25 protein-coding genes, 1 tRNA gene and 3 pseudogenes are annotated in these 25,720 nt (G+C 63.1%); 23 read left to right on the top strand and 6 right to left on the bottom strand.

Going from position 1 to position 25,720, the window contains the following annotated elements:
- Positions 1-119 precede the first annotated feature (119 nt).
- The 8 genes and pseudogenes from AB8Z38_RS09610 (at position 120) to rnz (ending at position 7,143) form a co-directional block, all read left to right on the top strand.
- Positions 120-1,942 (top strand): annotated as a pseudogene (locus AB8Z38_RS09610) (flavin-containing monooxygenase).
- Positions 1,939-2,754 carry a shikimate dehydrogenase gene (locus AB8Z38_RS09605; protein ID WP_369724553.1) on the top strand — a complete coding sequence of 272 codons (816 nt, stop codon included), beginning with the start codon at positions 1,939-1,941 and terminating at the stop codon, positions 2,752-2,754. The pseudogene AB8Z38_RS09610 and the gene AB8Z38_RS09605 overlap by 4 nt, the downstream one beginning before the upstream one ends.
- A gap of 128 nt (positions 2,755-2,882) precedes the next feature.
- Positions 2,883-3,701 (top strand): lytic transglycosylase domain-containing protein, encoded by an 819-nt coding sequence (locus tag AB8Z38_RS09600; protein ID WP_369724551.1) that lies wholly within the window; start codon positions 2,883-2,885, stop codon positions 3,699-3,701.
- 112 nt (positions 3,702-3,813) lie between these two features.
- Positions 3,814-4,035 (top strand): hypothetical protein, encoded by a 222-nt coding sequence (locus AB8Z38_RS09595; protein WP_369724549.1) that lies wholly within the window; start codon positions 3,814-3,816, stop codon positions 4,033-4,035.
- Positions 4,036-4,047: 12 nt separating this feature from the next.
- Positions 4,048-4,470, top strand: a complete 423-nt coding sequence (locus tag AB8Z38_RS09590) for a hypothetical protein (RefSeq protein WP_369724547.1) — start codon at positions 4,048-4,050, stop codon at positions 4,468-4,470.
- A gap of 482 nt (positions 4,471-4,952) precedes the next feature.
- Positions 4,953-5,399, top strand: coding sequence for a MaoC family dehydratase (locus tag AB8Z38_RS09585; RefSeq protein ID WP_369724545.1), 447 nt, complete (start codon positions 4,953-4,955; stop codon positions 5,397-5,399).
- A gap of 104 nt (positions 5,400-5,503) precedes the next feature.
- Positions 5,504-6,001, top strand: coding sequence for a hypothetical protein (locus tag AB8Z38_RS09580; RefSeq protein ID WP_369724543.1), 498 nt, complete (start codon positions 5,504-5,506; stop codon positions 5,999-6,001).
- Between the two features lie 236 nt (positions 6,002-6,237).
- On the top strand, positions 6,238-7,143 hold the full coding sequence (rnz, locus tag AB8Z38_RS09575; RefSeq protein ID WP_369724541.1) for a ribonuclease Z: 906 nt from the start codon (positions 6,238-6,240) through the stop codon (positions 7,141-7,143).
- A gap of 17 nt (positions 7,144-7,160) precedes the next feature.
- Here rnz and AB8Z38_RS09570 read toward each other — a convergent pair whose 3' ends face one another.
- Complete coding sequence (locus tag AB8Z38_RS09570; protein WP_369724539.1) at positions 7,161-7,508, bottom strand: MerR family transcriptional regulator; 348 nt, start codon at positions 7,506-7,508, stop codon at positions 7,161-7,163.
- Positions 7,509-7,588: 80 nt separating this feature from the next.
- Between AB8Z38_RS09570 and AB8Z38_RS09565 the strand changes: the two genes are divergently transcribed.
- The gene (locus AB8Z38_RS09565) at positions 7,589-8,599 is read left to right on the top strand and encodes an NAD(P)-dependent alcohol dehydrogenase (RefSeq protein WP_369724537.1); all 1,011 of its coding nucleotides are present in this window, start codon (positions 7,589-7,591) and stop codon (positions 8,597-8,599) included.
- Between the two features lie 50 nt (positions 8,600-8,649).
- On the opposite strand, the gene AB8Z38_RS09560 is transcribed toward AB8Z38_RS09565, so the two are convergent.
- Together AB8Z38_RS09560 and AB8Z38_RS09555 are read right to left on the bottom strand one after the other, a co-directional pair.
- Positions 8,650-8,838 carry a hypothetical protein gene (locus AB8Z38_RS09560; protein ID WP_369724535.1) on the bottom strand — a complete coding sequence of 63 codons (189 nt, stop codon included), beginning with the start codon at positions 8,836-8,838 and terminating at the stop codon, positions 8,650-8,652.
- Between the two features lie 40 nt (positions 8,839-8,878).
- The gene (locus AB8Z38_RS09555) at positions 8,879-9,610 is read right to left on the bottom strand and encodes a DUF3750 domain-containing protein (RefSeq protein ID WP_369724533.1); all 732 of its coding nucleotides are present in this window, start codon (positions 9,608-9,610) and stop codon (positions 8,879-8,881) included.
- A gap of 131 nt (positions 9,611-9,741) precedes the next feature.
- On the opposite strand from AB8Z38_RS09555, the gene AB8Z38_RS09550 reads away from it, so the two are divergent.
- From AB8Z38_RS09550 to AB8Z38_RS09510, 9 genes and pseudogenes are all read left to right on the top strand, one after another.
- A complete protein-coding gene (locus tag AB8Z38_RS09550; protein WP_369724532.1) occupies positions 9,742-9,882 on the top strand; it encodes a hypothetical protein in 141 nt (46 codons plus the stop codon).
- Between the two features lie 173 nt (positions 9,883-10,055).
- Positions 10,056-10,129, top strand: a tRNA-Gln gene (locus AB8Z38_RS09545).
- Between the two features lie 49 nt (positions 10,130-10,178).
- Positions 10,179-10,418, top strand: a pseudogene (locus tag AB8Z38_RS09540) (DUF1428 domain-containing protein); the annotation flags it as partial.
- Between the two features lie 129 nt (positions 10,419-10,547).
- Positions 10,548-11,800, top strand: a pseudogene (locus tag AB8Z38_RS09535) (ABC transporter substrate-binding protein).
- Positions 11,801-11,866: 66 nt separating this feature from the next.
- The gene (locus AB8Z38_RS09530) at positions 11,867-12,730 is read left to right on the top strand and encodes a branched-chain amino acid ABC transporter permease (RefSeq protein ID WP_369724531.1); all 864 of its coding nucleotides are present in this window, start codon (positions 11,867-11,869) and stop codon (positions 12,728-12,730) included.
- Positions 12,730-13,701, top strand: a complete 972-nt coding sequence (locus tag AB8Z38_RS09525; RefSeq protein ID WP_369724529.1) for a branched-chain amino acid ABC transporter permease — start codon at positions 12,730-12,732, stop codon at positions 13,699-13,701. Before AB8Z38_RS09530 ends, AB8Z38_RS09525 begins: the two co-directional genes overlap by 1 nt.
- The gene (locus AB8Z38_RS09520) at positions 13,691-14,458 is read left to right on the top strand and encodes an ABC transporter ATP-binding protein (protein ID WP_369724528.1); all 768 of its coding nucleotides are present in this window, start codon (positions 13,691-13,693) and stop codon (positions 14,456-14,458) included. The genes AB8Z38_RS09525 and AB8Z38_RS09520 overlap by 11 nt, the downstream gene beginning before the upstream one ends.
- Positions 14,455-15,021 carry an ABC transporter ATP-binding protein gene (locus tag AB8Z38_RS09515; RefSeq protein ID WP_369724526.1) on the top strand — a complete coding sequence of 189 codons (567 nt, stop codon included), beginning with the start codon at positions 14,455-14,457 and terminating at the stop codon, positions 15,019-15,021. The genes AB8Z38_RS09520 and AB8Z38_RS09515 overlap by 4 nt, the downstream gene beginning before the upstream one ends.
- Positions 15,018-15,173 carry a hypothetical protein gene (locus tag AB8Z38_RS09510; protein WP_369724524.1) on the top strand — a complete coding sequence of 52 codons (156 nt, stop codon included), beginning with the start codon at positions 15,018-15,020 and terminating at the stop codon, positions 15,171-15,173. The genes AB8Z38_RS09515 and AB8Z38_RS09510 overlap by 4 nt, the downstream gene beginning before the upstream one ends.
- Positions 15,174-15,199: 26 nt before the next feature.
- Here AB8Z38_RS09510 and AB8Z38_RS09505 read toward each other — a convergent pair whose 3' ends face one another.
- The 3 genes from AB8Z38_RS09505 to AB8Z38_RS09495 form a co-directional block, all read right to left on the bottom strand.
- The gene (locus AB8Z38_RS09505; RefSeq protein WP_369724522.1) at positions 15,200-15,763 is read right to left on the bottom strand and encodes an invasion associated locus B family protein; all 564 of its coding nucleotides are present in this window, start codon (positions 15,761-15,763) and stop codon (positions 15,200-15,202) included.
- Positions 15,764-15,832: 69 nt separating this feature from the next.
- Positions 15,833-18,979, bottom strand: a complete 3,147-nt coding sequence (locus tag AB8Z38_RS09500; protein WP_369724520.1) for a multidrug efflux RND transporter permease subunit — start codon at positions 18,977-18,979, stop codon at positions 15,833-15,835.
- Positions 18,976-20,148, bottom strand: a complete 1,173-nt coding sequence (locus AB8Z38_RS09495; RefSeq protein WP_369724519.1) for an efflux RND transporter periplasmic adaptor subunit — start codon at positions 20,146-20,148, stop codon at positions 18,976-18,978. The genes AB8Z38_RS09500 and AB8Z38_RS09495 overlap by 4 nt, the downstream gene beginning before the upstream one ends.
- A gap of 392 nt (positions 20,149-20,540) precedes the next feature.
- Here AB8Z38_RS09495 and AB8Z38_RS09490 point away from each other — a divergent pair, with 392 nt between their 5' ends.
- From AB8Z38_RS09490 to exbD, 5 genes are all read left to right on the top strand, one after another.
- The gene (locus AB8Z38_RS09490) at positions 20,541-20,780 is read left to right on the top strand and encodes a hypothetical protein (RefSeq protein WP_369724517.1); all 240 of its coding nucleotides are present in this window, start codon (positions 20,541-20,543) and stop codon (positions 20,778-20,780) included.
- Between the two features lie 226 nt (positions 20,781-21,006).
- The gene (locus tag AB8Z38_RS09485) at positions 21,007-23,568 is read left to right on the top strand and encodes a TonB-dependent receptor (protein ID WP_369724515.1); all 2,562 of its coding nucleotides are present in this window, start codon (positions 21,007-21,009) and stop codon (positions 23,566-23,568) included.
- A 20-nt stretch (positions 23,569-23,588) separates the two neighbouring features.
- Positions 23,589-24,278 carry a Fe2+-dependent dioxygenase gene (locus AB8Z38_RS09480; protein ID WP_369724513.1) on the top strand — a complete coding sequence of 230 codons (690 nt, stop codon included), beginning with the start codon at positions 23,589-23,591 and terminating at the stop codon, positions 24,276-24,278.
- A gap of 139 nt (positions 24,279-24,417) precedes the next feature.
- Positions 24,418-25,242 carry a tonB-system energizer ExbB gene (gene exbB / locus AB8Z38_RS09475; protein ID WP_369724511.1) on the top strand — a complete coding sequence of 275 codons (825 nt, stop codon included), beginning with the start codon at positions 24,418-24,420 and terminating at the stop codon, positions 25,240-25,242.
- Positions 25,243-25,245: 3 nt separating this feature from the next.
- Complete coding sequence (exbD, locus tag AB8Z38_RS09470) at positions 25,246-25,710, top strand: TonB system transport protein ExbD (RefSeq protein WP_369724509.1); 465 nt, start codon at positions 25,246-25,248, stop codon at positions 25,708-25,710.
- The last annotated feature ends 10 nt before the right edge of the window (positions 25,711-25,720 follow it).

Below are 25,720 nucleotides of genomic sequence, written 5' to 3'. Positions count from 1 at the left end.
TAGCGGAACGCTGCGCGCGGTACACGCAAAATGCGGCGGACGCGATTGCATGCGTCACTTTTTCAGGGCTAACTGGCGCAAGCGTAAGGGCCAAGCAGCGCCCGCCGTGGAGGAGATCGATGTCAGCGGAAGGACACAAGACCGGCGCAGCCGGCGCGCCCAGCATTGACATACAGGCCTTGCGGGCGCGCTATCGCGACGAGCGCGACCTGCGTCTGCGCTCCGAAGGCAAGGCGCAGTATGTCGAGGCGACCGGCGGCTTTGCTCGCTACCTCGACGATCCCTGGGCCGACGCCGGATTTGCGCGCGAGCCGGTCAGCGAACAGACCGAGGTGCTCATCGTCGGAGGTGGCTTCGGCGGGCTGCTGTGCGGCGCGCGCCTGCGCGAAGCTGGTATCGATGATTTCCGCATCGTGGAAAAGGCCGCCGATTTCGGCGGGACCTGGTACTGGAATCGCTATCCCGGCGCCGCCTGCGATACCGAGAGCTACATCTATCTGCCCTTGCTCGAAGAGACTGGTTACATGCCGGTGCGCAAATATGCGCGGGCTCCCGAGATCTACCAACACTCGCGCCGTATCGGCCGCCATTTCGATCTCTACGAACGCGCTCTGTTTCAGACCGTCATCGCGCGCATGGCCTGGCAGGAGCAGGAGGGACGCTGGCTGGTCGAGACCGATCGCGGCGACCGCATCCGCGCGCGTTACGTCATCCTCGCCGGAGGCCCGTTGAGCCGGCCAAAGCTGCCCGGCATTCCCGGCATCGAGACCTTCAAAGGCCATAGCTTCCACACCAGCCGATGGGATTATGCCTACACCGGCGGAAACGCCGAGGGCGGTCTCGACCGTCTTGCCGACAAGCGCGTCGGCATCATCGGCACCGGCGCCACCGCCGTGCAATGCGTGCCGCATCTCGGCCGCGCGGCGAAGGAGCTCTACGTATTCCAGCGCACGCCGTCGGCGATCGGCGTGCGCGACGACCGGCCGACCGACAGCGCGTGGGCGGAGAGCCTGAAGCCCGGCTGGCAGCGCGAGCGGATGGACAATTTCACCGCGGTGATCTCGGGCGAGCCGTTCGAACGGGATTTGGTGCAGGACGGCTGGACCGGCCTGCTCGGCGAGATACTGCTCGCGCCGCGGCGCCAGCCACAACCGGTGACCTCGATGGAAGAGGCGCTGAAGGTGATCGAACAGGCCGATTATCGCAAGATGGAGGAGATCCGGGCCCGTGTCGACGCGGTGGTGAAGGACGAGGCAGCCGCAGCCGCGCTCAAGCCCTGGTACAAGACCTTCTGCAAGCGGCCGTGCTTTCACGATGAATATCTCGACACCTTTAATCGGCGCAACGTGCATCTCGTCGACACCAACGGCAGGGGCGTTGAACGCATCACCGAGAATGCGGTCGTCGTCGACGGCGAGGCCTACGAGCTCGACTGCCTGATCTATGCCAGCGGCTTCGAGGTCGGCACCGATTATGCGCGCCGCATGGGTTTCGAGGTTTACGGCCGCGACGGCATATGCACGGCTTCTACAGCCGCGGCTTTCCGAACTGTTTCCTGATTGTGATGGTGCAGGCCGGACAGAGCGCGAATTTTCCGCACATCATTGACGAGCAATCGCAGCACATCGCCTATGTCATCGCAGAGGCGCGCAAGCGCGGCGCAAGAACGTTGGAGCCGACGCTTGCCGCCGAGAATGCCTGGGTCGACGAGGTCGTGAAGGCCGCAATCGGCCGCCAGACCTACCTCGCCGAATGCACGCCGGGCTATTACAACAATGAGGGCGTGTTCGATCCAATCGCGGCGCGCAATAGCCAATACTGGCGCGGGCCGATGGCGTTCCTCCGGCTGCTCGCCAAATGGCGCAAGGAGGGCACCTTGGACGGATTGGAATTGACCTATGGGTCGGACGCGAAGTCCGACGGCTCTCCAGTGCCGGCATGAACGGCAAGATTCCGGCTCCTACGGGTGCGACGCGGCTCTACGTCATCGTCGGCGATCCCATCGCGCAGGTGCGTTCGCCGGCTGGCGTTTCCGCGGACTTCGCTGCGCGCGGCCATGACGGCATTCTGGTTCCGGTTCAAATTGCGAGCGCCGATCTGCCTGATTTTCTCGCGGTGGTGAGCCGGTTGAAGAACCTCGACGGCATCGTAGTGACGATCCCGCACAAATTTGCCTGCTATCAGGCCTGTGCCAGCGCGACGGAACGGGCACATTTTCTGCGCACCGTGAATCTGATGCGCCGGCGCGCCGATGGGGCGTGGCACGGCGACATGGTGGACGGCCTCGGATTCCTTGGCGCCGCGCGGGCGAAGGGAATCGATCCGCGCGGAATGCGGGCGCTTCTCGTCGGTGCGGGTGGGGCGGGCTCGGCCATCGCGCTGGCCCTGGTCGAGGCCGGTGTGAGCGAGCTCGCCGTTCACGACAGCGCGGTCGAACGCCGCGACGCGCTGATCGGCCGGCTCAACGGGCTCGGCAAGGCGCCCGTGCGGGCAGGGACCACCGATCCCGCAGGCTTCGACTTCGTCGCCAACGCCACGCCCGCCGGAATGAAGGACAGCGACCCGCTGCCGGTCGATGTCACGCGGCTGGCGCCGTCGGCCTATTGCGGCTGCGTCATCACGAAGCCCGAAACCTCGCCGTTCATCGCGGAAGCCCGCAAGCGCGGCTGTATCACGGCGACCGGCACCGACATGTACCGGCAGCACCAGAGCATCATGGTGGATTTCCTGCTCGGGACGGAGGGCGGGGGATAAGCCTCTGGTTCATCTTAAGCGCGTTGCTTGCATTGATTGCACCGGTCGGGGCTTGAGCGTGTGCCGCTGCCGTAGGATCATGCCGGCGCGCGAGCCGGGTCGCGCACTCGAGAGAAGGGAACGCAGGAATGACCAAGGGCAAGATCGTTGCGGCGGCTATAATCGGCGCGACTGCGCTCATGCTGTCCCCGATGTCCTCGGCCAAGGCCGCGCAATGCGGTAGCTCGCCGGCCGGTTTCGAAGGCTGGAAGCGCGAGTTCAGCGCCGAGGCACAGGGCAAGGGCATCGGCCAGGCGGCGATCTCGGCGCTGATGCAGACCCATTACGCCAACGCCACCATTGGCGCCGATCGCAGCCAGCACAGTTTTTCGCTGTCGCTCGACCAGTTCCTGGCCAAGCGCGGGGCCACCACCATTGTCGCGCGCGGCCGGTCCCTGAAGCAGTCGCAGGCCGCAATGTTCGCCTCGATCGAGCAGCGTTACGGCGTGCCGCCGGGGCCGCTGATCGCGATCTGGGGCATGGAGACCGGATTCGGCAGCCAGCGCGGCAATCAGAACATGCTCTCGTCGATCGCGACGCTTGCCTATGATTGCCGCCGTCCCGAATTCTTCACCGACCAGCTTTATGCCGCGCTGAAACTGATCGACCGCGGCACCCTGTCAGGGGCGACCCGCGGGTCCATGCATGGCGAGGTCGGCCAGACCCAGTTTATGCCCAAGAACATCCTGGCGTACGGGACCGGCAATCTGGACGTTGCCGCCAACGCGTTGAGCTCGACCGCGAATTTCCTGAAAGCCCATGGCTGGCGTGCAGGAGCCGGTTACCAGCCGGGCGAGCCGAACTTCGCCGCCATTGAGGCCTGGAACGCGGCGGGCGTCTACCAGAAGGCGATCGCATTGATGGGCCGGCAGATCGACCAGGGTGGCGGGGCAGCTGCGGCGCGCTGACTGGCTCCGCAAGGCGTGACCGGGCCGCACTACAGAAAGTTGTTGCTTTTGGGAACCGACGGCACGACGTTTGCTTTGATCAAGTTCAGGGCTGGGCATGAGGAGACTCAACATGGCTACCCAGATCGTGATGGACCAGACTGGCGATACACGCCACGAGTTTGATCCTGGCAATGCCGAAGCGTTGGCGCGGGCCGAACAGCGCTTTCGGGAGCTGACCGGAATAGGCTTCACCGCCGCGCTCCGAACCGGGCCCGGCGAAGTCACCCGGATCAGATCGTTCGACCCGACCGCGCACGAAACACTGTTCTATCCCCGCCTGGTCGGCGGTTGATCTGAACCGCTCATGGTCGCGGCATTCAGGCTCCGCGCGCCGGCGCGAGCGCGCCTGCACGCGCTCCGCGAACTCTACCGGCGCTTCTTCGGCGAGAACACGCCCGACGCCCGGGGCCGCCGGCTTTTGTCCGAATGGCTGACGCCCGAGCAGCGCGCACAATTCGAGCAGCACCGGCATTTTGACGTCATCGGCTGCGAGACTGGCAAGCGATACCGCATTCACTACGGCACCGCGGCCAATGTCCACGAGATCGACGATGCGGGGATTGCGACAATGGGATGGTGCTTCGTCCCGTCAGGCTTCCTCGTGCCGGGGGACGTGATGCTCGCGCAGAAGATCGCGCTGGAGACGGACGAGAAGGGGGCGCTGGCGCTCGCCAACCGATTTCCGCCGGCAACGCATTCGGAGCACTTTTACCGGCGGCCGTTCTAGAGCGCGATCCGGAATCGTCCGCTGCGGTTTTCCGGAAAGATGACGCTCAAGCCATGGCCTGGAGCGCGGTGACGATGCTTACCGCGCTTCGGCGGATTGAGGCGGCGCGCCCGCCGGTCAGAAGTGCGTGGTGCGATAGGCATCCACCGCGTGCGCCGCGAAGACGCCGATGGCGCAAAGCGCGAGCACGGCTGAGATCAATTCGATCATGACGCATCCTCCCCAAGCGGCTGGGCGATGAGATGCTGGCAGCAGGCGTACTCGCTGATCAGGTTGAGGAGAAATTGCATATTGGCCGTCCCTGTCTACTTTTGACAAGACAATAGCCGGCCGTTTGTTTCAGGCGTGTTTCGTGGATTTGGGAAAGGGGTTTCGCGGGGAACCGGGGCTGGTCTGTGAGCGGTCGAACCGCTACATCCGCTGTCCAGTCTGTTCCGTCGGCCCCATCGCGTGGGCGGCGCAGCATATTTCGAGGCAAGAGAATGGCACGGATCGAGTGGTTCGATGATCTGACCGTCGGAATGCGCTTCAAATCCCCCGAGGTTGAAGTCACCGAGGCGGATATCAAGCGCTTCGCGGCCGAGTTCGATCCTCAGCCGATGCACCTCGACCACGAGGCCGCCCAGCAGACCCTGTTCAAGGGGCTGGCTGCATCGGGATGGCACACCGCCGCCATCGCCATGAATCTCGCGATCCAGGCTCGTCCCTTTGGGCCGCACCCGCTGATCGGGGCGGGTGTCGACGGGCTGCGCTGGACCCTTCCGGTGCGCCCCAATGACCGACTGCATCTGGTTGGCGAAGTCCTGAGCCTGACGCCGTCAAAATCGAAGCCGCAAGGCATCGCGCTGGTGAAATGGACGATGTTCAACCAGAACGACGAGGAGGTTTATACCTTCACCCCGATCGCAATCGTGCCGCGACGCGGGTAGGGCGTTCGCGCCGTTCAGCATTGGCCGGGTTGAGCCGGTGGGAGCCCTTGCGGCTCGCATGGAGAGGTGGTCAGCTTCGCCCCGGGAAAACGCTGGAGGCTGACATGAAGCAAATCTTTCTTGCTGCTGCGCTGCTCGCGGGCGCCTTGAGCGTCGGGCCTGCGGCCGCACAACAATCCAAGGTCGGGGACTGGACCATCGAGAAGCGTACCCAGGACACGCACTGCAATGCGAGCCGCGGCTATAAGGACAAGGACGACGAGAACCGCGACTACGTCATCGTGATCACCTATTCCGACAAGGCCATCGTGATCGTGATGATCTATGACGGCTGGGAGTGGGACAAGGTCGGCGAGATCCTCAAGGCGGACGTCGCCACCGATGATGCCGACATCATGAAGAAAGCGAAGTGGGAGGTCATGGACAAGACCACGGTGCGCGGCATCTTCGAGTACGATCAATCGATCATGGAACGGCTGTCGAAAGCCAAGCGCCTCACGCTGGACTTCGAGGACGATGACGACGACAGCATCGAGATGCAGGTCCCGCGCGCCGGCGAGGCGCTCGCGGCGCTGAAGTTCTGCGAGGAGAACCGGAAGTAAGGTGCTGCGCACTTGCCGCAAGATTGGGGAAGGCGGAACAAAACTGAGTTCAGAAAAGTAGATCGTATCTGGCGTCCGATCGAGGGTCGACGTCGGCTCCTGAGGGGCAGCGTGATGGCATCCTCAGGCGCGGACCGTGAAGCGCTGCGGCAGGTCGCCAGCATTGCGGTGCAGGCGATCGAGGCTCAGTCTGCAAAGGGCTAAGCACCGCCCGGCCCGATGAACAAGTGACGACCATGTTCGCCCTGACATTTCTTGGGACTTCGGCCAGCGTTCCTTCCGCAGAACGCAATCATCCAGCCCTTCTGGTGGAGGCTGCGGGCAAGCGTATCCTGATCGATTGCGGCGAGGGGACCCAACGTCAGTTGCTGCGGAGCGGTGCCGGCTTTCGGCGTCTCGATCGCATCTTGCTCACCCACGGTCATCTCGATCACGTGCTCGGCATCCCCGGTCTCTTTTCGACGTTGCGGTTGCGGCAAAGCGCCGACGTGATGACCATCCATGGCGGGGCAGGCACACTCGATATCGTCGTCCAAATGCTCGCGGGCCTGTGGGGCGCCGGCAGGGCGCCGATCCCGCTGGAGTTCGCAGGGCTGGCGGAAGGCCGGGTGGTCGACGGCGGCGAATTCACCATCGACTGCTTTCCGGTACGCCATCGCGATACCGACAGCTTTGGCTTCTCGTTCCGAACTCCGGCTCGCCGTCACCTTCGGTCCGATCTTCTCGCGGCGCTTGGTGTCCCGGACGGTCCGATGCGCGGAGAATTGGCCGAAGGGCGGCCGGTCATCATTCAAGGCGGCCAAACGATCGATCCGGAGGATGTTCTCGGGCCGCCAAGCGGCGGCAGGAAACTCGTGGTGATCGGCGACACTGAAACCACCGAGGGGCTATCAGAATATGTCGCTGACGCCGACATGCTGGTGATCGAAGCGACCTTCCTCGATCGCGACGCGCCGATCGCGCGGGACTACGGCCATCTCACGGCGGCAGAGGTCGCTTCCCTTGCGGCCGCGAATGGCGTCAAGCAACTCGTGCTCACCCATTTGTCGGGACGTTATCCGGACGAAGAGATATTGACCGAGGCGACAAAGATCTTTGCGAACAGCCGGATCGCTGCCGATTTTGATCATATCGTTGTCTAGCCGCCGTTATCTTTCGATCAGTTCACGCTCGACAAGAAGCCGGCGAGAATCGTCCGGCTTTGGCTGAGCGTCTCGATCCGTTCGTCGATGAGACTGACCTGCTGAGCGAGTATTCGTCGCAGATCGTTGCACGGCGTGAACTGCGGATCGTTGTTCTTCACGCACGGAAGCAACCGCTGAATCGTTTCAAGCGTCATCCCGGCCGCACCGAGCATCTTGATCCGCCGAACGGTTTCCTCTTCCGGCGGACCGTAGTCTCGATAACCGGAATCCGTACGCTGCGGCGCAAGCAGTCCTTCGGCCTCGTAGTAACGCAGCATTCGCACGCTGACTCCCGTCCTGCGGGAAAGCTCGCCAATCTTCATCGCAAAAACCTCTTGACCCTGACAGTGCTGTCAGACCTTACAGACCGTGCTCGTCCATGTGAATAGACGGAGGAGCAACGATGAAAGCCTACCATTTGAGCGACCGTGCCGGTGCCGGTGGCGTCGTGCGAGCCGATGTCAGCAAGCCCGAACCCGACAAGGGTGAGGTCCGCATCCGGGTCGAAGCGGCAAGTCTCAATTACCGCGACCTCATGATCCTTGATCGCGCGGGTGAGGGCGCGCTCAACGGCCGCGTGCCGCTCTCCGACGGCGCGGGCATCGTTGACGCCATTGGCTCCGACGTCCTGCAATGGCAACTCGGCGATCGGGTTGCTGCATCGTTTTTTCGCGACTGGGTCACGGGCCCGTTCAAGGCGAGCTATCTTCCGTCAGCTCTCGGTGGCAACACGATGGATGGAATGCTGGCCGAGTATGTCGTCCTGCCGGCAAGTTCGCTCGTCTCCGTTCCGGCGCAGCTGTCCTCGATTGAAGCCGCGACCTTGCCCTGTGCCGGCGTGACGGCCTGGCACGGCCTCATCGCACGCGGCGGGATGGGCAACGGCGACACGCTGCTGGTCCAGGGGACAGGTGGTGTTGCGCTGTTCGGGCTGCAGTTTGCGGCCGCGGTTGGCGCGCGTGCGATCGTGATATCCTCTTCGGACGAGAAGCTCGCCCGTGCCAGGGCACTGGGCGGCTCGATCCTCATCAACTACCGCGACACGCCGAACTGGGATGCCGCCTTGATGAAGGCCACGAATGGCGAAGGCGCGACCCATATCCTCGAGCTCGGCGGTCCCGGCACCTATGACCGATCGCTACGATCGGTCGCGTCGGGCGGCAAGATCATCCAGATCGGTGTGTTGACGGGGTTCGGCCCGAAACCCGACCTCGCGCGCCTGCAGTGGGCAAATGCCGACATCATCGGTGTCACCGTCGGATCTGGCGAACATTTTGCGGCTATGAATCGTTTCCTGTCCGACAACGCGATCCACCCGATCGTCGACCGGGTCTACGGCTTCGACGAGGCGCCCGAAGCGTATGCCTATCTCCGGTCCGGCTCGCATTTCGGCAAGGTCGTTGTGAAGCTGTAGCTATGGCGGCCTCTCGCCGCGATCACATGGCGCTTCGATCGCATCGACATCTAGTCATCGTGGCTGAGATCGCTCGGCTTCGTCGGCATGCCCAGGGTGCCGCCGTCGCCGTGCTCAAGGTCCCGGCCGGCAACATCGGTCTTATCGGCGTCCGCGATGAGAGCTTCGCGCATACTGCGTGCCTTGTCTTTCCTGACAGCGGATTTGGGTAGGTCGTGCGACGATTTCGGCGTCGGCATCAACGTCCTCCACTGCGGGCTTCTGTTTCCATCACCGGGCTCACACGCCGGCCGCCAAACCAAGGCGGCCAAGGCCTGGAAGTTTCAAGGCGGGGCGCCGGAGGTCGAGGCCAAGCACGGCACCGAGGAAGTTGATTTCGAAACCTTCCACCCATCCCACCGTCAATCCGAGATAACCGGAAAGCGAGGCATAGAACCCGGTGCGAGAGGCGGTCAGGCCGATCCATCGCCCCGAATAGGGATAGTCCTTTCCGATCGCGGTCGGTGGCAGCACCGCGCGAAGTTCGGGCACCGCATCCAAAGCGGCTTGGACAAATGTATTCGAATTCGGACCCGGCCAGGCGCTGTAATCGCCATAGGTTCGAAACTTGTAATTTTCGATGACGTCGCGAATCCTGGGAATCAGCAATTCGGCCCGTGGTCCGTCGACAGCCACGATCGCCTCCGGCATCGCTCCAAACCAGCGGCCGTCAGGAGCGAACCCGTTGCTTCGGATCGGCTCGCCCCATGCGGTGTAGTCGTAGCGGGTGTAGCTGGCCGCATGCTTTTCCTTGACGACGATCCAGGTGTGGACAGCAAAGATGCTGCGCCATCGCACCGTGCGCGCAGCGAAAATTCGGATCAGGGCGTCGGGATTGGAGCCGGCTGGTGGCAACAGGCCCGCACTCGATCGGTCGGCGGTCTGCCAGTTGCTGCGACCATCTCCGACCCAGTAATACCGTGCTGCCGACACGCCGATCGGTACGAATACGAGAAGCAGAAACGTGAGCACGGCTTTTCTCAAGGGAAGGTCAGGATTCAGAGGGACCTTAGCGATATAATTCTCAAGAGCCCTCGCGCAATGATGTCCCGGGCGTAGATCGTCCAGCTTCGAAAAGCTCCTCGGCCGGGATCTGCGCCTTCATGCAGCTGTCGGACACGACGCCGAACATGGCGGACCTCGGCTCAGTCGCCACCGCGCTCGAGTCAGAGCCGTTCATGACCTACGTCGTCGCCGAGACGGAATGGGGGACGAAGGTGATCGAGGCCGCCATATCAGTATGAAGTAGGCGTGGCCGACCCGCGGTGACTTACCCAGGCCCTTGCACCGCAGCGCTTGCCAGCCCAAGGCCGAGCGGGTAGAACGCTGCCACGCCTGAGCCGTGATTTGCGCCAAACGCGCTTCCGGCCACAGCCGGACAGGTCAATAAACTATTGAATCTGCTCGGCTATTCCGTTGGGGAATGGTGTAACGGTAGCACAACAGACTCTGACTCTGTTTGTCTTGGTTCAGATCCAGGTTCCCCAGCCAATTCCGGGCCCTTCGCCGAATTCGCAATTTGCCCCGCATCGTGCTGGCGGTGCGTAAGGACAGGATCGAGGCCAACAACGCCTTGGCGCAAATGGCTGTGCGGCTGGAGCGAATACGGCGCGCTCGATTACGTCGAGTGCATCGGTGACGATGTTCCTTATGGCGAGCTCACTGCGTTTCCGCGCGCGCTGATGGCGACGGAAGACGAGCTCGTCGTGTGTTCCTGGCTCTACCGAGACCGCGAGACCCGCGACCTCTCAACAAGAAGGTGACGGCCGACCCGCGGCTCACGTCACTTGCCGGTCATCGGCTGGCATGCCATCCTCGTGCGACCAGGGAAAATCAAACGGAAGCGGGCGCTTAGCCAAAGCTTTCAAAAAAATCTTGGTCGGGGAAACCCTTTGGGAGGTCTGATTTCATGACATTGAAGCACGTCACCGGGCTGCTTTGCGTGGCCGCGATGTCGCTTGGGCTCACCGCTACGGCGCACGCCGAGGACAAGGTGGTCAAGATCGGCGTGATCATGCCGATGTCGGGCGGCACCGCCTCTATCGGCGCGCACGCCAAGGCGGCGATCGAAGTCGCGATGGATATCATCAACAACGCTCATCCCGAGTTAGGCAATCTGCCGCTGGCCAAGAACGCAGGCCTTGCCGGCCTCGGCGGCGCCAAGATCGAGGCCGTATTCGCCGACAACCAGGGCAACCCCGCGACGGGCCAGAACCAGGCGCTGCGCCTGATCACGGAAGACAAGGTCGCGGCCGTGTTCGGCGCCTACCAATCCGGCATCACGCTGACCTCGAGCGCGATCGCCGAGAAGTACGGCATTCCCTATTTGAATTCGGGTCGGTCGCCGCCAATCTCACCGAGCGCGGTTTCAAATGGTTCTTCCGCACCACGCCGATCGCGACGGATTTTGCCAAGATCTACACTGATTTCCTCGCCGACATGAAGGCGACCGGCGCCAAGACCGATGCGATCGCATTGGTCCACGACAACACCGAATACGGCACCTCGGTTGCCAACACCATCAGCACCGCGTTCAAGGAGAAGGGCCAGCCGATCGCGCTCGACGTCGCCTATCCCGTCAACGCAACCGATTTGCAGGGCCAGGTGCTCCAGCTCAAGGACAAGAAGCCCGACGTGATCATCATGATCTCGTACACGTCGGATGCGATCCTGTTCGCCAAGACCATGCAGTCGCTCGACTACAAGCCGGCGATCCTGCTCGCCGACGATGCCGGCTATTCCGATCCGTCCTTTATTAAGGCGGTCGGCAAGATCTCGCAGGGCGTCTTCAACCGCTCGTCATGGGCGGTGGGTCCGGCCGGCTCGCCGTCGGCCATCATCGCCGACATGTACAAGAAGAAGAGCGGTGAGGAGATGGACGACACCGTCGGACGCCAGATGCAGGGCTTCTTCGTGCTGGCGGATGCGATCGACCGCGCGGGTTCGACCGAACCCGCCAAGATCCAGGCCGCGCTGAAGGCGACGGACCTGAAGCCCGAGCAATTGATGATGGGCTACAAGGGCGTGAAATTCGACGACAAGGGCCAGAACACCCTTGCGTCCGGCCTCATTATCCAGCTCCAGGACGGCGAGAATTACGTCTCGGTGTGGCCGAAGGCCAATGCCGAGAAGTCGCCGGTGATGCCCTACAAGGGCTGGTGAGATTTTTCGAGGGCGGGGCCGAACGCCCCGCCTTTCCCAAAATAGTTGATCAGAGCAAAGCGGCTCATGTCCTTTGTCCTCGTGCAGGTGATCGTCGGCGGGCTTCTGCTTGGCGCCGTCTACGCCCTGTTTTCCTCCGGCCTCACGCTGGTGTGGGGCATGATGAACATCGTCAATTTCGCGCATGGCGATTTCGTCATGCTCGGGATGTACGTCGCCTACGTCGTCTACACGCTGATGGGAGCAGGGCCGATCCTCGGCGCGCCGCTGGCGACGCTGGTGCTCGCGAGCCTCGGCGTGGTCGTCTACTTCGTCCTGATCCGGGACATCATGAAAGGGCCGATGCTGGCGCAGATCCTCGGCACCTTCGGCCTGGCGCTGCTGCTGCGCTATTCCGTGTTCTGGTGGTTCGGCGCCAACTTCCAGTCCATGCCGCAAAACATCGTCGGCGGCACCTTTGCGGTCGCTGGCCTGCGGATCGAGGCCTCGCGGCTGCTCGCGGGCGTGGTCGCGCTGCTTGTCACGCTTGGCCTGCACCTGTTGCTGACCCGCACTTCGCTTGGCTCCAAGATGCTGGCCGTGGCGGAGGATTCGACGGCCGCGCAGCTGATGGGTATCCGCCCCGACACCATGCAGGCCATCGCCTGGGCGATCGCGGCCGGTGCGACGGGGCTGGCCGGCGCGCTGATCGCGAACTTCTTCTACATCGTGCCGACCGTAGGCGAGACGCTCGGCATCGTCGCCTTCGTCACGGTTTCGCTCGGCGGATTCGGCAGCGTGCCCGGCGCGCTGATCGCCGGCCTCCTGATTGGTGTGATTGAGTCGCTGTCCGGCTATCTGATCGGCGCGATCTACAAGGACATCGTCGTCTATGTCCTGTTCCTGTTCTTCCTCTGGTTTCGGCCACAGGGCCTGATGGGGAAGATGTGATGCGGCGCTGGATCTGGCTTTCGGCCGTGGCAGCCATTGTGATCGCCTATCCGCTGCTGCTGTCCTCGCCATTCCAGCAGCGCCTCGGTGCGCTGGTGCTGCTTTATGCAATCGCCGCCTCGGCCTGGAATATTGTCGGCGGCTATGCCGGCCAGGTCTCGGTCGGTCATGTCGTGTTCTTTGGCTGCGGCGCCTACGCCGCGATGGGGTCCTATGCCAAGTTCGGGCTGTCGCCGCTGTTCAGAATCCCCGGCGGCATCGTGCTCGCCGTGGGCTTGGCCGCGATCATCGGCGTGCCGACGCTGCGCTTGTCCGGCCACTATTTCAGCATGGCGACAATCGCAGTCGCCGAGACGATGCGGCTGATCGTGACCAACACCGATTGGCTCGGCGCGGCAGTCGGGCTCTCCGGTCCGACCGTGCCGCGCAACATCTTCGATCTCTCGTTCCTGTCGTCGCTGCCTTATTACTATCTGTTCCTTGCCATCCTCGCGATCACGCTTCTGATCACGTGGTGGATGACCAACAGCCGGATGGGATTTTACCTCCGCGCGATCAAGGATTCCGAACGCGCCGCGCGCTCGCTTGGCGCTCCCGCCAGTCGCACGAAGCTCTATGCCTACATGCTGAGCGCGGCGCTGACGAGCGTTGCCGGCGCGCTCTACGCGATGATGTTCGGCTTCGTCGATCCGGAGTCCGGGTTCGGCATTTTGATTTCCGTCAAGATCCTGATCATGGCCGCGCTGGGCGGAGCAGGGCTGTTGTTCGGGCCGCTGGTGGGTGCCGCGATCCTGGTGCCGCTGGAGGAAATCTCAAACAGCTGGCTCGGCGGCAAGGGCGCGGGACTGACCTTCGTGCTTTACGGCGCGATCATCGTTGTGATCGCGCGCTTTCAGCCGGGCGGCCTGCTCAGCCTGGTCACGGGCCGCACCAAGTCCAAGACTGACGCGGGAGCAAGCCATGCTCCTTGAGGCGCGCGGGATCACCAAGGCGTTTGGCAGCTTCAAGGCGGTGGACGACGCCTCCGTGACGCTCGAGCAGGGCGACATTCTCGGCCTGATCGGGCCGAACGGCGCCGGCAAATCCACTTTTTTCAATTGCCTTACCGGCGATCTGAAAGCCAGCGCGGGCAAGGTACTGTTCGAGGGACGCGATATCACCGACTTTGCGCCGGAGCTGCGCGCCGGGCTCGGGCTCGCGCGCACCTTTCAGGTCCCGCAGACCTTTGAAGGCATGACGGTGATCGAGAACGTCATGATCGGTGCGTTCCTGCGCACCTCGCATCGCAGGGAAGCCGAGGCGAGGGCGCGGGCGGTGCTGGATCGCGTCGGCATGAACAGGCTTGCGGATGCGCCGGCGCGCTCGCTCGGAACGCCCGGCCGCAAGCGGCTGGAAATCGCGCGGGCGCTTGCAACCGAGCCAAAGCTGTTGCTGCTGGACGAGGCCATGGCGGGCCTCAACGCGCATGAAGTGAAGCTTGCGATCGACCTCGTGCGCGACATCCATCGTTCCGGCATCACGCTCGTGATCGTCGAGCACATCATGGAAGTGATCATGTCGCTTGCAAGCCGCGTGATGGTATTCCATCAGGGCAAGGAGATCGCACGCGGATCGCCGCGCGAGGTCACGTCCAACCCCGCCGTGATCGCGGCCTATCTCGGCACCCGCGCAGCGAAAGCTGCCGCGGGCCATACGCCGGTTGAGCTGATGGGCGGACCGGACCTATGAGCGGCGCGCTCCTCCGGATCGAACATCTCGAGGTACGCTACGGCGACCTCATCGGCGTCTCCGATGTGTCGCTGGAGGTGCCGGCGGGCAGCGTTGTCGCGCTGCTCGGCTCCAACGGCGGTGGCAAGACCACGACGCTGAACGCGATCGCCGGCCTCATTCCCGTGCATTCCGGCACGATCAGCTTTCGCGGCGAGGACATCGCCCGCCAGAAGGCCTTCGCGATCGTGCGCAAGGGACTGGCGCTGTCGCCGGAAGGCTGGCGGCTGTTCGTGCAGCAAAGTGTCGAGAACAACCTGTTGCTCGGCGCAACGCCGCTGCACGACAAATCGCGCAAGGCCACGCTGCTCGAACGCGTCTACGAGTTCTTTCCGCGGCTGAAGGAACGCCGCAACCAGCGCGCCGGCACCATGTCCGGGGGCGAGCGGCAGATGCTCGCGGTCGGCCGCGCGCTGATGAGCGATCCGAAGCTGTTGATGCTGGACGAGCCCTCGCTCGGCCTGGCCCCGGCGGTGGTCGAGTCCATGTACGAGACCTTCGGCCGCCTGCATCGTGAGGATTGACCATCCTGCTCGCCGAGCAGTCGATCGAGCTCGCGTTGGAGGTCTCCGATTTCGCCACCGTCCTCCAGGTCGGCAAGAGCGTGCTGTCCGGCACTGCCGCCGCGCTCGCGGTCGATCCGCAGGTGCAGAAGGCTTATCTCGGGGTGGGGTGAGCGAGCTCCGCCTGAAGCAAAGCTCGCTACTTGATCTTGTCGTAGGCCGCAGAAAAATCGCCGAGCGGCATCGGGATCGCGATGGTTTCCTTGGCCATGTTCTGGAAGGAGACCTTCAGCTGCTTGCCTGACTTCAGGCTCGCGAGCAGGTCCGGCGCGATCGGGGTCGAGGCGTAGCAGCCGCGATTCTCGCAGGTCTGGATCTGGAGATCGACCGTCTTGCCCTCATCGACCTGGAGCTTGGCGCCGACGGGAAGATTGAGACCGAGCGGCAATTGCAACAGCGCCACCGGCGTGCGGGTGTCGGGGGCGATGCGGATATTGATCAGCACGATAGTCTGGCCGGTCTTGGTCAGCACCGCGTTCTGCTCGATCGCGCATTCGAGCGGCGCGTCGCGGCTGGCACTGGTGCAGCGTGCGATCCAGCCGGGCTGTTGCGCCGCTGCGCCATCGGCCTGTGGCTGGGTCGGAGCAGGTGCGGGCTGCGCGAGCGGCGGCGGAGCCGCGTTCTTCTTCGAGCTTTGCTGGGCGTGCGCCGCGCCGATTGACAACAGGGCAACGGCGGCGAGGGCAACAAGTCTGGATTGCATGGGGATGACCAAACCACAGTAGCATGAACCGAGGGCCCGCTGTAGCGTCGCGGGAGGTGCGGCGCAAGCTTACTCGGCGGCTTCCTTGACGGTCCCTTGCTCGGCGGCGTCGTGGCCCTCATCCTCACCGGAACGGCCCCAGCCGGAGAACCAATTGCTGAGCTCGTCAAGATAGAGATAAACCACCGGAGTTGTGAACAGGGTCAGCGCCTGGCTGACGATAAGGCCGCCGACCATGGCATAGCCGAGCGGCTGACGGATCTCGGCTCCGGTGCCGTGGCCGAGCATCAGCGGCACGCCGCCGAGCAGCGCCGCCATCGTTGTCATCATGATCGGGCGGAAGCGTAGGATCGCGGCCTGACGGATCGATTCCGCCGGTGTCTTGTGCTCGTCGCGCTCGGCGGCGATGGCGAAGTCGACCATCATGATGCCGTTCTTCTTCACGATTCCGATCAGCAGAATGATGCCGATCAGCGCAATCAGACTGAAGTCGAAGCCCGCCGCCATCAGGATCAAGAGCGCGCCCACGCCGGCTGACGGCAGGGTCGACAGAATCGTGATCGGATGGATGTAGCTCTCGTAGAGGATGCCGAGGATCAGATAGACCACGACCAGTGCCGCGAGGATCAGGAGCGGTACGGTGCCGAGCGACTGCTGGAACGCTTGCGCGGTACCCTGGAAGCTCGAGTTGAGCGTCGCCGGCGCCCCGAGATCAGCCATCGCCTTCTGCACGGCTTGCGTGGCCTGGCCCAGCGCGACACCCTGGGCGAGGTTGAAGCTGATCGTGATCGCCGGGAACTGGCCCTGGTGACTGATCGAGAGCGGACGGACCGGATCAGTGGTCCAGGTCGCAAATGTGGACAGCGGCACCTGATCGCCGGTCAGCGGCGACTTGAGATAAAGCTTGTTCAGACTGTCCAGACTGCCCTGCATCTCCGGCAGGATCTCCAGGATCACGTGATAGCTGTTGAGCTGCGTGAAGTACTGGGCGACCTGGCGCTGGCCGAACGCGTCATAGAGCGTATCGTCGATCAGTTGGGGCTGGATACCGTAACGAGACGCGGTATCGCGGTTGATTTTGAGCTGAACCGTGGTTCCTTGTGTCTGCTGGTCCGTCGCGACGTCGCGCAGCTCCGACAACGTCTGCATTTTGGCGAGGATTTTTGGCGCCCACTCGTTGAGTTCCCCGAGGTCGGCGTCCTGCAAGGTGAATTCAAACTGCGTGCGCGTCGGCCGGCCCCCGAGCCGAACGTCCTGAGCCGCCTGCATGTAGAGGCGCGCGCCTTCTACCTTGTCGAACTTGGGACGCAGCCGCGCAATGATCTCCTGGGCCGAAGCTCCGCGCTGATTGCGAGGTTTCAGGGTAATGAACAGATTGCCGTTGTTGCCGGCACGGCCGCTGCCGCCAATCGCCATGGCGATGCTGGCGACGTCGGGATCAGCCATAATGATGGTGCCGAGTTTCTCCTGGCGCCTGACCATCTCCTTGAAAGAAATGTCCTGCGACGCCTCAGACGTGGCGGTGATCAGGCCGACGTCCTGCTGCGGGAAGAACCCCTTCGGGATCAGTATGAAGAGGTAGACCGACAGCGCCAGCGTTGCGAAAAAGATCGTGAGCGTGGTGCGCCGCCATGCCAGCGCATGGTCCAGAATGGATTCATAGCCGCGCAGCATCGCATCGAAGGCGCGCTCGCTCCATTGGTAGAAGCGCCCGTGAGTCACCTCGCCATGGGCGCGCAGGAAGCGCGAGGCCATCATCGGCGTCAGCGTCAGCGAGACGAACATCGAGACGAAGATCGTCATCGCCAACACGACGGCGAATTCGCGGAACAGGCGTCCGATGATGCCGCCCATCAGGAGCAGCGGGATCAGCACCGCGACCAGCGAGATACTGATCGACACGATGGTGAAGCCGATTTCCTTCGAGCCTTTCAAGGCCGCGGCAAGCGGCTTTTCGCCTTCCTCGATGTAACGCGTGATGTTCTCGAGCATCACGATGGCGTCGTCGACGACGAAGCCGACCGCGATGGTGAGCGCCATCAGCGACAGATTGTCGAGCGAATAGCCGAACACCCACATCAGCGCGCAGGCGCCCAACAGCGCCAGCGGAACCGTGATGGCGGGAATGACGGTCGCCCAGAAGCTGCGCAGGAAGACGAAGATGACCATGACGACGAGAGCGATGGTCAGCAGCAGCGTGAACTGCACGTCTTCGACGGCCGCGCGTATGGTCGTGGTGCGGTCGCTGATGACCTCGATCTTGATCGCGGGCGGGATAGCCGCGACCAGCCGGGGCAGGGTCGCCTTGATCCGGTCGACGGTCTCGATGACGTTGGCGCCGGGCTGCTTGAAGACGACGAGGAACACGCCGCGCTTGCCATTGGCCCAGGCCGCCTGCTTCGCATCCTCGGCGCCGGTGACGGCCTGGCCGATATCGCGGATCCGCAACGGTCCGCCGTTGCGGTAAGCGATGATGACGTCGTTCCAGTCCTTGGACTGCAACAGCTGGTCGTTCGCGTAGATCGTGTAGGCGCGCTTGTCGCCGTCGATATTGCCCTTGGGGCTGTCGACCGTGGTGATCGCGATTGCGCTGCGCACATCCTCCAGCGACAGGCCCTTGGCGACGAGTTTTGCCGGGTCGATCTGCACGCGAACCGAGGGCTTCTGCTGGCCGCCAATGAACACCTGCGCCACGCCGGAGATCTGGCTGATCTGCTGGGCGAGCTGCGCGTCGATCGAGTCGCTGACCGTGGTCAGCGGCAGCGTGTCCGATGTCGCCGACAGCAGCAGGATCGGTGAGTCCGCCGGGTTCACCTTGCGGTAGGTCGGCGGCGAGGGCAGGTTCTTGGGCAACTGGCCGCTGGCGGCGTTGATGGCGCCCTGCACGTCGTTGGCGGCACCATCGATGCTGCGGTTGAGGTCGAATTGGATGGTGATCGACGCGGTGCCCAGATAGCTCGTCGAGGTCATCTGCGCGATGCCGGGAATCTGGGCGAACTGGCGCTCCAGCGGCTGCGCGACCGACGAGGCCATCGTCTCGGGGCTGCCGCCCGGCAGATTGGCCGTGATCTGGATAGTCGGGAAGTCCACCTGCGGCAGCGGCGCGACCGGCAGCAGGGGATAGGCGACGAGACCGACAAAGAGAATGCCGGCCATCAGCAGCGAAGTGCCGATGGGATAACGGATGAAAGGTGCCGAAATCCCGCCTTCGCTCATTCCTGTCGAACCTTGTTCTGGGCCGGATCCGAACTGGCCACGGCCGTGCTGACGAGACTTCCGGGCTGCACCTTGAATTGGCCCCCGGTGATCACTTGCTGCCCAGCACTAAGTCCTTCCTCAACAACCGACTTTCCGTCGATGGAGTAGTTGACCTTGATCTTGTGGACCTCGGCCTTGTTGTCTGCGCCGACGGTATAGGCGTAGAGGCCGTTGGTCGAATGCTGGACCCCGTCATCGGGAATGACGATCGCATCCTTCAGGGTGCGTACCAGAAGGCGCGTCGACACCGATTGCCCCGGCCACAACGTATGTTCCTTGTTGTCGAACACCGCCTTGAGCCGAATAGTCCCGCTGCTCGTGTCCACCTGATTGTTGATGACCGCAAGCTTGCCCTCGGCAAGTGTCTTCTTGCCGTCGGTGGTGAACGCGATCACCTTGAGCTCGCCAGCCTTCTGGCCCTCGCTGATGTAGGGAAGCTGATCTTCCGGCGCGGTGAAGATCACAGTGATCGGCTCGACCTGGGCGATGGTGACGATGCCGGTCTGGGTCGAGGAATTGACGATGTTGCCGATATCGACCTGACGCAGTCCGGCCACGCCGGTGATCGGCGCCTTGACCTGTGTGTAGTCGAGCTGGGTCTGCGCGTTGGAGATGGACGCCTCGTCGGCGGCGATCTGGGCGGTGAGCTGGGCAACCGTGGACCGCTGGGTGTCGGTCTGCTGCCTCGTCGCGAATTCGCCGAGCTTGGTGTAGCGCTGAAGATCGAGATTGGCGTTGGCGAGATTGGCCTCGTCCTGCGCCTTTTTCGCCTTGGCTTGATCGAGGACGGCCTGGAACGGGCGCGGATCGATCTCGACCAGGAGATCGCCCTGCTTGACGATCTGGCCCTCGGTGAAGGCGATCTTGTCGATCTGGCCATCCACCCGAGTCCGGACTTGTACGGTGTTGAAGCCCTGCACGGTACCGAGCCCGGTCAGATAGACCGGGAAGTCAACCTGCTGTACCGGGGATACGCTGACCGGCACCGCGGGCGCCCGCGGCGGACCCTTCTGCGCGGTCTGGGCTTTGCCGGCCTCAAGCGCCGAGAATCGCTGCCAGCCGTAATAGCCGCTTCCGGCCACGGCTGCGATGATGACAATCCACAGGATCGGCCGTGACTTTTTCATTTTTGATCGTATCGGCTTGTAGGCCCAAAACAACGAATTGTGGGGCTATCAAAGGGTTCCAAGACGGCTTGTATAATACACGCCAAGTTCCGGTGTAAACAGCACTATCCGTTGAGAATACTAAACAATTGGAAAGCTTTGCACCCCGGAGGCAGTGGTTTGGCGCGACTGTGTGCAGCGTTGCATTTTTCCTTTCTGAGCGAGCAGCGTGCAAAACCTAGGCAGTGCTCGCAGACCGCGTGAGCGGAGAAACGCGCGAAGCGAGCGGACGCGCTTCCCGAGAAGAGACAGATTTGCCTTGACGAGAACGGTTCTAAACCGGCGGCGCTGCGTTTCGGTTGTCAGCAAAACCACTCTCCTTCATATCAACGCCGCCACAACGGGAGTGCGAGATGGACGAGCTGAACGCCAAGCTGATCGCGTGTCAGATTCTGATCACGGGACTCATCGCCCGCGTCGCCAACGAGCAGCGCGACCCCGTGCGCTTCCTCACCGACTTCCGCGACGAGATCAAAGCCGTCGTCAAGGGCGTCAACATCGCCGGCATGGACAACACCGATCGCGTACGCGCAATTGCACAGCAGAGCATCGACGAATTGTTCTCGCTGATGAAGCCGCCGAGCAGCGACTAACGGCCGAAGGACGGACCATCCCGATGAAAACGTCGCGTTGCTTTAGAACGACTCCAAATCCAACTTAGAACGATTTCAAACTTCAGATTAGAATCGCTTTGATCTGGACCTATTCAAGGGCTCTCGCGGGCTGCTCGCATTGACCCGCTATTTTGCGGCCGATACCAACACCCCCATCGCTCATCGCAATGAAGTCAAATGAGCGAACAAGAAATGGGAAGTTGTAATGGGGCAGGTGGTTGCACCGAAGTCACTGCGTTCGCTCGCAGCGTTCGATGAAAACTCCGCGGTCGGTTCGGGCAGGAGGGTCTCGGCGGTCGCGGGCTTGATCGCGGCGGCGTCAGTCTCGAGCGGGGCGCAGGCGCAGCAGTCGAGCTTGCCGCCGGTGACAGTCGATGCGCCCGTCGAGCGTCCACGTCCCGCAGCCTCGAAGCCGTCATCCGACCAGGTCCGCGCGCGCAACGCGCTGCGACGCGCGGCGCAGCAGCAGGCGGCGCAGACGCCGGCGGTCAACGCGAGCGCACCGGCTGCCGACCGCAATCCGTATGCCGATCCCGCCGCACCGTACAAGGTCGATCACGTTCAGGCCGGCGGCAAATTCCCGGAAAAGCTGGTCGACACGCCGAAGTCGATCACCGTGCTGAGCAAGGAAGTGCTCGAGGACAAGAACGCCACGACGCTGAAGCAGGCGATCCTGAGCACTGCCGGTGTGACCTTGGGCACGGGAGAAGGCGGAAACGCCTTCGGCGACCGCTTCTTCATCCGCGGCTTCGATGCCCGCAATGACATCTTCATCGATGGCGTGCGCGATCCCGGCGTCAGCGTCCGCGAAAACTTCTTCACCGAGCAGGTCGAGATCTTGCGCGGCCCCGGCTCGTCCTTCGCCGGGCGCGGCACTACCGGCGGTGCGATCAACATCGTCACCAAGCGGGCGACGACGGAGAAGAGCTTCTACAACATGGACACCTCGTTTGGCACCGACAAGACCAAGCGGGTGACGCTCGACGTCAACCAGGTGATCAGCCCGACTTTGGCGATACGTGCCGGCGGCCTGTTCCAGGACGCGGGTGTGGCGGGCCGCGACTTCGTGACCGATGATCGCAGTGGCGCGTTCGTTGCCACGACCTGGAAGCCGGTCGATGCGGTCAAGGTGACGGCAGACTACGTCCACACCTACCTGCACGGCATCCCGGATTTCGGCGTGCCGTACTATCGGCCGGGATCTCCGGCTGCGGGTAATCTCTACAGCTCGACCGCCGGCGGTCCATTCCCGGATTTCGGCTCCAACCGCAATAATTTCTACGGCTTCGTCAATCGCGACTTCTTCAAGGTCAAGCAGGACATCGGGACGATCAACTCCGAGGTCTACATGACGCCCGATCTCATGCTCAGCGACAAGATCCGCGTGTCGCGTTCCGTGAACGACTACATCGGAACGTTGGCGGAATCACCAATCGCCACCATTCCGCTTTCGGCCGCGACCGTCACCGCCAACCCGCAGAGCCGTTATCAGGTGACCAGCGTCGTCGCCAACCAGAGCGAGGCGACCTACAAGTTCGACACTGGCGGCTTCAGGCATACGGCACTCGGCGGCATCGAGATTTCGCGCGAGACGTCCTTCATCGACAAGTACGCCGGACTGAATTCGGAAGTCACGACCGGTCCGTCGTTCACCCCGGGCGGCTCCACGTCTGGAGTCAGCGTGTTCGCACCGCAATACACTTTCCTCAACACGTTCGACAGCCCGAGGATGCTGGGAGCGCCGACCAATCTTTCGGTCGACACCAAGAGCGTCTATGCGATGGATAGCGCGAACTACCGCGATCTCCTCATTCTCAATGGCGGCATCCGCTACGACGACTACACCGTCAAGACCAGCGGCTACGGCAACATCGGCACAACGCAGGCGTTCGGCACCCAGAGCGCCGAGTTTGGACTACCTAACTTCAACCTCGGTGTGACCCTGAAGCCGCTGCCGAATGGCAGCGTCTATGCGGCCTACGCAACGTCGTCGAATCCGGTGGGTGCGGAGTTTGACGGCACGAGCACGGCCTATGGCGGACTTTCGCCCGTTCTCAACGGCGCCAACACCCAGATCTTCGGACCGGAGAAGAACAAGGCGATCGAGCTAGGCACCAAATGGGAGCTGTTCGATCGTCATCTGCTGCTGACCGCGGCGCTGTTCCAGACCGAGAAAGAGAACGCGCGTGAAGCGCAGAACGTCAGCAGCCAGGCAGCTGCAAGCGCGCTGGGATGTTCCTATCCGACCGGAACGACAGGCAGCATCTCCTGTCTCACGGCCGGCGGCGCCTACCGCATCCGCGGCATCGACCTCGGCATCGGCGGCAAGATCACCGACAAATGGAGCGTGTTCGGCGGTCTCGTCCTGATGCAGTCGGAGGTGACGAAGTCGCTCGCGCCTTCGCCGCAGCCGTCGCTCTATGCGACCAATGTCGGGCGTCCGCTCGCCAACGTCGCGCATCAGTCGTTCAGCATGTTGACGAAGTACCAGCTCACCGACGTCTGGGAGTTTGGCGGGCAGGCGGTGTATCGCTCGCAAATCTATGGCGGCACGTTGCTCGCGGCGAATCAGGGCACGTCGATCCCCGGCTACTGGCGCTTCGACGCCTTCGCCGAGGCGAAGATCGACAAGCACTGGACCGTGAAGCTGTTCGTCAACAACATCTTCGACAAACGTTACTACGACGCGCTGTACCAGAGCGCGACGCCGTTCGTGCTGGAGGCCCCCGGACGCGCCGCCTATCTGGTTCTTTCGGCGCGCTACTGATGGGGCAATAGCGAGGTGCCATGCTGACATGCATAGAAGGCGTCCTGAGCAAAAATGATGTAGCGGAGTTCCGCCGCATCATGGACGCCAGCGAATGGGAAGATGGCCGTTCCACCGCGGGCGCGCAGTCGGCCATGGTCAAGCGCAACGAGCAGCTCCCGCCCGATAGCGAAATCGCGCGAAAACTCGGCAACCGTATCGTCTCGGCGTTGACATCCAACCCGCGGTTTCTGGCGGCGGCGATCCCGCTCCAGATCTTCCCGCCGCTGTTCAACCGTTACGCGGCGAGCAGCGGCCATCATTTCGGCTTGCATGTCGACAACGCCATCCGCGGCGACCGGCTGACCGGCCTTCGCATCCGCACAGACCTGTCGGTCACGCTGTTCCTCAGCGAGCCCGAGGAGTATGATGGTGGCGAACTTGTGATCGAGGACAGCTACGGCTCGCACCAGGTCAAGTTGCCAGCCGGGGACTGCGTGCTCTATCCCTCGACCAGCCTGCATCTCGTCACCCCGGTGACCCGGGGGGCGCGGGTTGCATCTTTCTTCTGGCTCCAGAGCATGATACGGGACGATCAAGCCCGCAGCATGATCTTTGACCTCGATACCGCCATTCAGGCACTGATGGCACGGCTCGGGCGTGACGATCCCGAAACGGTCAAATTGACGGGTATCTATCACAACCTCATTCGCTACTGGGCCGAAGTATGAAGATCACATCATTCCAGGCAAGTCTTGTCGCAGCCGTGATGCTCATGGCCTCGCTCGCAGCCCCTGTTTCCGCCCAGCAACAAACCCAGCCGGCGGCAGCCGCCCTCGGCCGGCTGCGGCTTCGCAGCCGAGCGCGGTAGTGCCGGTAGCACCGGTGGCGGCTGCACCCGTGGTCTCGACGCCCGCGCCGGGCGCGGCCTCGACCGATGCGCTGGCGGTGGCCCCACCGTCCGACGACGCAGCCGGCCGGGCGCCAAAATCGACCGCGCCGGGGATGAAGGAATTGTCCCCCTGGGTGATGTTCATGTCGGCGGACATCATCGTGAAGGCGGTGATGATCGGGCTTGCCTTCGCCTCGCTCGCGACCTGGACAATTTTCATTGCGAAATCGATCGAGCTGTCGGTCGCCTCGGCCAAGCTGCGGTCAGCGCTGAGGAAGATCGCCGAGGCGCGGTCGCTCGCGGAAGCGCAGATGGCAATTGGCGCCAAGCAGGGCGTCCTGCCGTCCTTCCTCGCGGCGGCGCTGCGTGAGGCGCGGATGTCGGCCGGCATCTCCAGCGATACCGGCATCAAGGAGCGAGCGACGTCGAGCTTTGCCGAGATCGTGCGCGCGGAACAGCGGCGCATCCGCTTCGGCATGGGCGTGCTCGCGACGATCGGCGCCACGTCGCCCTTCGTCGGTCTGTTCGGCACGGTCTGGGGCATCATGAACAGCTTCATCGGCATCTCGAAATCGCAGACCACGAACCTCGCCGTGGTCGCGCCGGGCATTGCCGAAGCGCTGCTCGCCACCGCGATCGGCCTCGTCGCGGCGATTCCCGCGGTGATCATCTATAACCACTTCGCGCGCATGACGAAGAGCTATCTCGAACTCGTCAGCCGCGCCTCCGGTGCGTCGGCGCGGCTGTTGTCGCGCGATCTCGACCGCAGCCACGGCAGCGCGCATTCGCGCGCAGCGGAGTAAACGATGGGCACTTCGATCGCTGATAACGATCTCGACGACGACGACTTCGCCGAGACGCATGACATCAACGTCACGCCGTTCATCGACGTCATTCTGGTGCTGCTGATCATCTTCATGGTCGCAGCACCGTTGTCGACGGTCGATCTGCCGATCGACCTGCCGACGTCGAGCGCAACGCCGCAGAAGAAGCCGGACAAGCCGACCTATGTCAGCATCAAGCCCGATCTGACGCTCGCCATCGGAGAAAATCCGGTCAAGCGAACCGATCTGGTCAGCTCGCTCGACGGGATCGCCGACATGAGCAAGGACAAATATGTGTTCCTGCGCGCCGACAAGGTCGTGCCTTACGGCGAGTTGATGGGAGTCATGGAAATCCTGCGCGCCGGCGGTTATTCTAGGGTCAAGCTGGTGGCGCTCGAAGCGGCTCCTGCGGCGGCTGCGCCGTCGCAAGGGGCAGCCCAGCCCTGATGGCAGCGCG

Origin of the sequence: Bradyrhizobium sp. LLZ17, from assembly GCF_041200145.1 — a bacterium.
Taxonomy (GTDB): domain Bacteria; phylum Pseudomonadota; class Alphaproteobacteria; order Rhizobiales; family Xanthobacteraceae; genus Bradyrhizobium.
Note: the sequence above shows the minus strand (reverse complement) of the source record. Positions and strands in the feature narration are given on the sequence as shown.

Bases quoted from the DNA above. Each gene is read 5' to 3' on its own strand.
- AB8Z38_RS09605 (WP_369724553.1), top strand. From the start codon at position 1,939: ATGAACGGCAAGATTCCGGCTCCTACGGGTGCGACGCGGCTCTACGTC.
- AB8Z38_RS09600 (WP_369724551.1), top strand. From the start codon at position 2,883: ATGACCAAGGGCAAGATCGTTGCGGCGGCTATAATCGGCGCGACTGCG.
- AB8Z38_RS09595 (WP_369724549.1), top strand. From the start codon at position 3,814: ATGGCTACCCAGATCGTGATGGACCAGACTGGCGATACACGCCACGAG.
- AB8Z38_RS09590 (WP_369724547.1), top strand. From the start codon at position 4,048: ATGGTCGCGGCATTCAGGCTCCGCGCGCCGGCGCGAGCGCGCCTGCAC.
- AB8Z38_RS09585 (WP_369724545.1), top strand. From the start codon at position 4,953: ATGGCACGGATCGAGTGGTTCGATGATCTGACCGTCGGAATGCGCTTC.
- AB8Z38_RS09580 (WP_369724543.1), top strand. From the start codon at position 5,504: ATGAAGCAAATCTTTCTTGCTGCTGCGCTGCTCGCGGGCGCCTTGAGC.
- rnz (WP_369724541.1), top strand. From the start codon at position 6,238: ATGTTCGCCCTGACATTTCTTGGGACTTCGGCCAGCGTTCCTTCCGCA.
- AB8Z38_RS09570 (WP_369724539.1), bottom strand. From the start codon at position 7,508: ATGAAGATTGGCGAGCTTTCCCGCAGGACGGGAGTCAGCGTGCGAATG.
- AB8Z38_RS09565 (WP_369724537.1), top strand. From the start codon at position 7,589: ATGAAAGCCTACCATTTGAGCGACCGTGCCGGTGCCGGTGGCGTCGTG.
- AB8Z38_RS09560 (WP_369724535.1), bottom strand. From the start codon at position 8,838: ATGCCGACGCCGAAATCGTCGCACGACCTACCCAAATCCGCTGTCAGG.
- AB8Z38_RS09550 (WP_369724532.1), top strand. From the start codon at position 9,742: ATGCAGCTGTCGGACACGACGCCGAACATGGCGGACCTCGGCTCAGTC.
- AB8Z38_RS09530 (WP_369724531.1), top strand. From the start codon at position 11,867: ATGTCCTTTGTCCTCGTGCAGGTGATCGTCGGCGGGCTTCTGCTTGGC.
- AB8Z38_RS09525 (WP_369724529.1), top strand. From the start codon at position 12,730: ATGCGGCGCTGGATCTGGCTTTCGGCCGTGGCAGCCATTGTGATCGCC.
- AB8Z38_RS09520 (WP_369724528.1), top strand. From the start codon at position 13,691: ATGCTCCTTGAGGCGCGCGGGATCACCAAGGCGTTTGGCAGCTTCAAG.
- AB8Z38_RS09515 (WP_369724526.1), top strand. From the start codon at position 14,455: ATGAGCGGCGCGCTCCTCCGGATCGAACATCTCGAGGTACGCTACGGC.
- AB8Z38_RS09505 (WP_369724522.1), bottom strand. From the start codon at position 15,763: ATGCAATCCAGACTTGTTGCCCTCGCCGCCGTTGCCCTGTTGTCAATC.
- AB8Z38_RS09500 (WP_369724520.1), bottom strand. From the start codon at position 18,979: ATGAGCGAAGGCGGGATTTCGGCACCTTTCATCCGTTATCCCATCGGC.
- AB8Z38_RS09495 (WP_369724519.1), bottom strand. From the start codon at position 20,148: ATGAAAAAGTCACGGCCGATCCTGTGGATTGTCATCATCGCAGCCGTG.
- AB8Z38_RS09490 (WP_369724517.1), top strand. From the start codon at position 20,541: ATGGACGAGCTGAACGCCAAGCTGATCGCGTGTCAGATTCTGATCACG.
- AB8Z38_RS09485 (WP_369724515.1), top strand. From the start codon at position 21,007: ATGGGGCAGGTGGTTGCACCGAAGTCACTGCGTTCGCTCGCAGCGTTC.
- AB8Z38_RS09480 (WP_369724513.1), top strand. From the start codon at position 23,589: ATGCTGACATGCATAGAAGGCGTCCTGAGCAAAAATGATGTAGCGGAG.
- exbD (WP_369724509.1), top strand. From the start codon at position 25,246: ATGGGCACTTCGATCGCTGATAACGATCTCGACGACGACGACTTCGCC.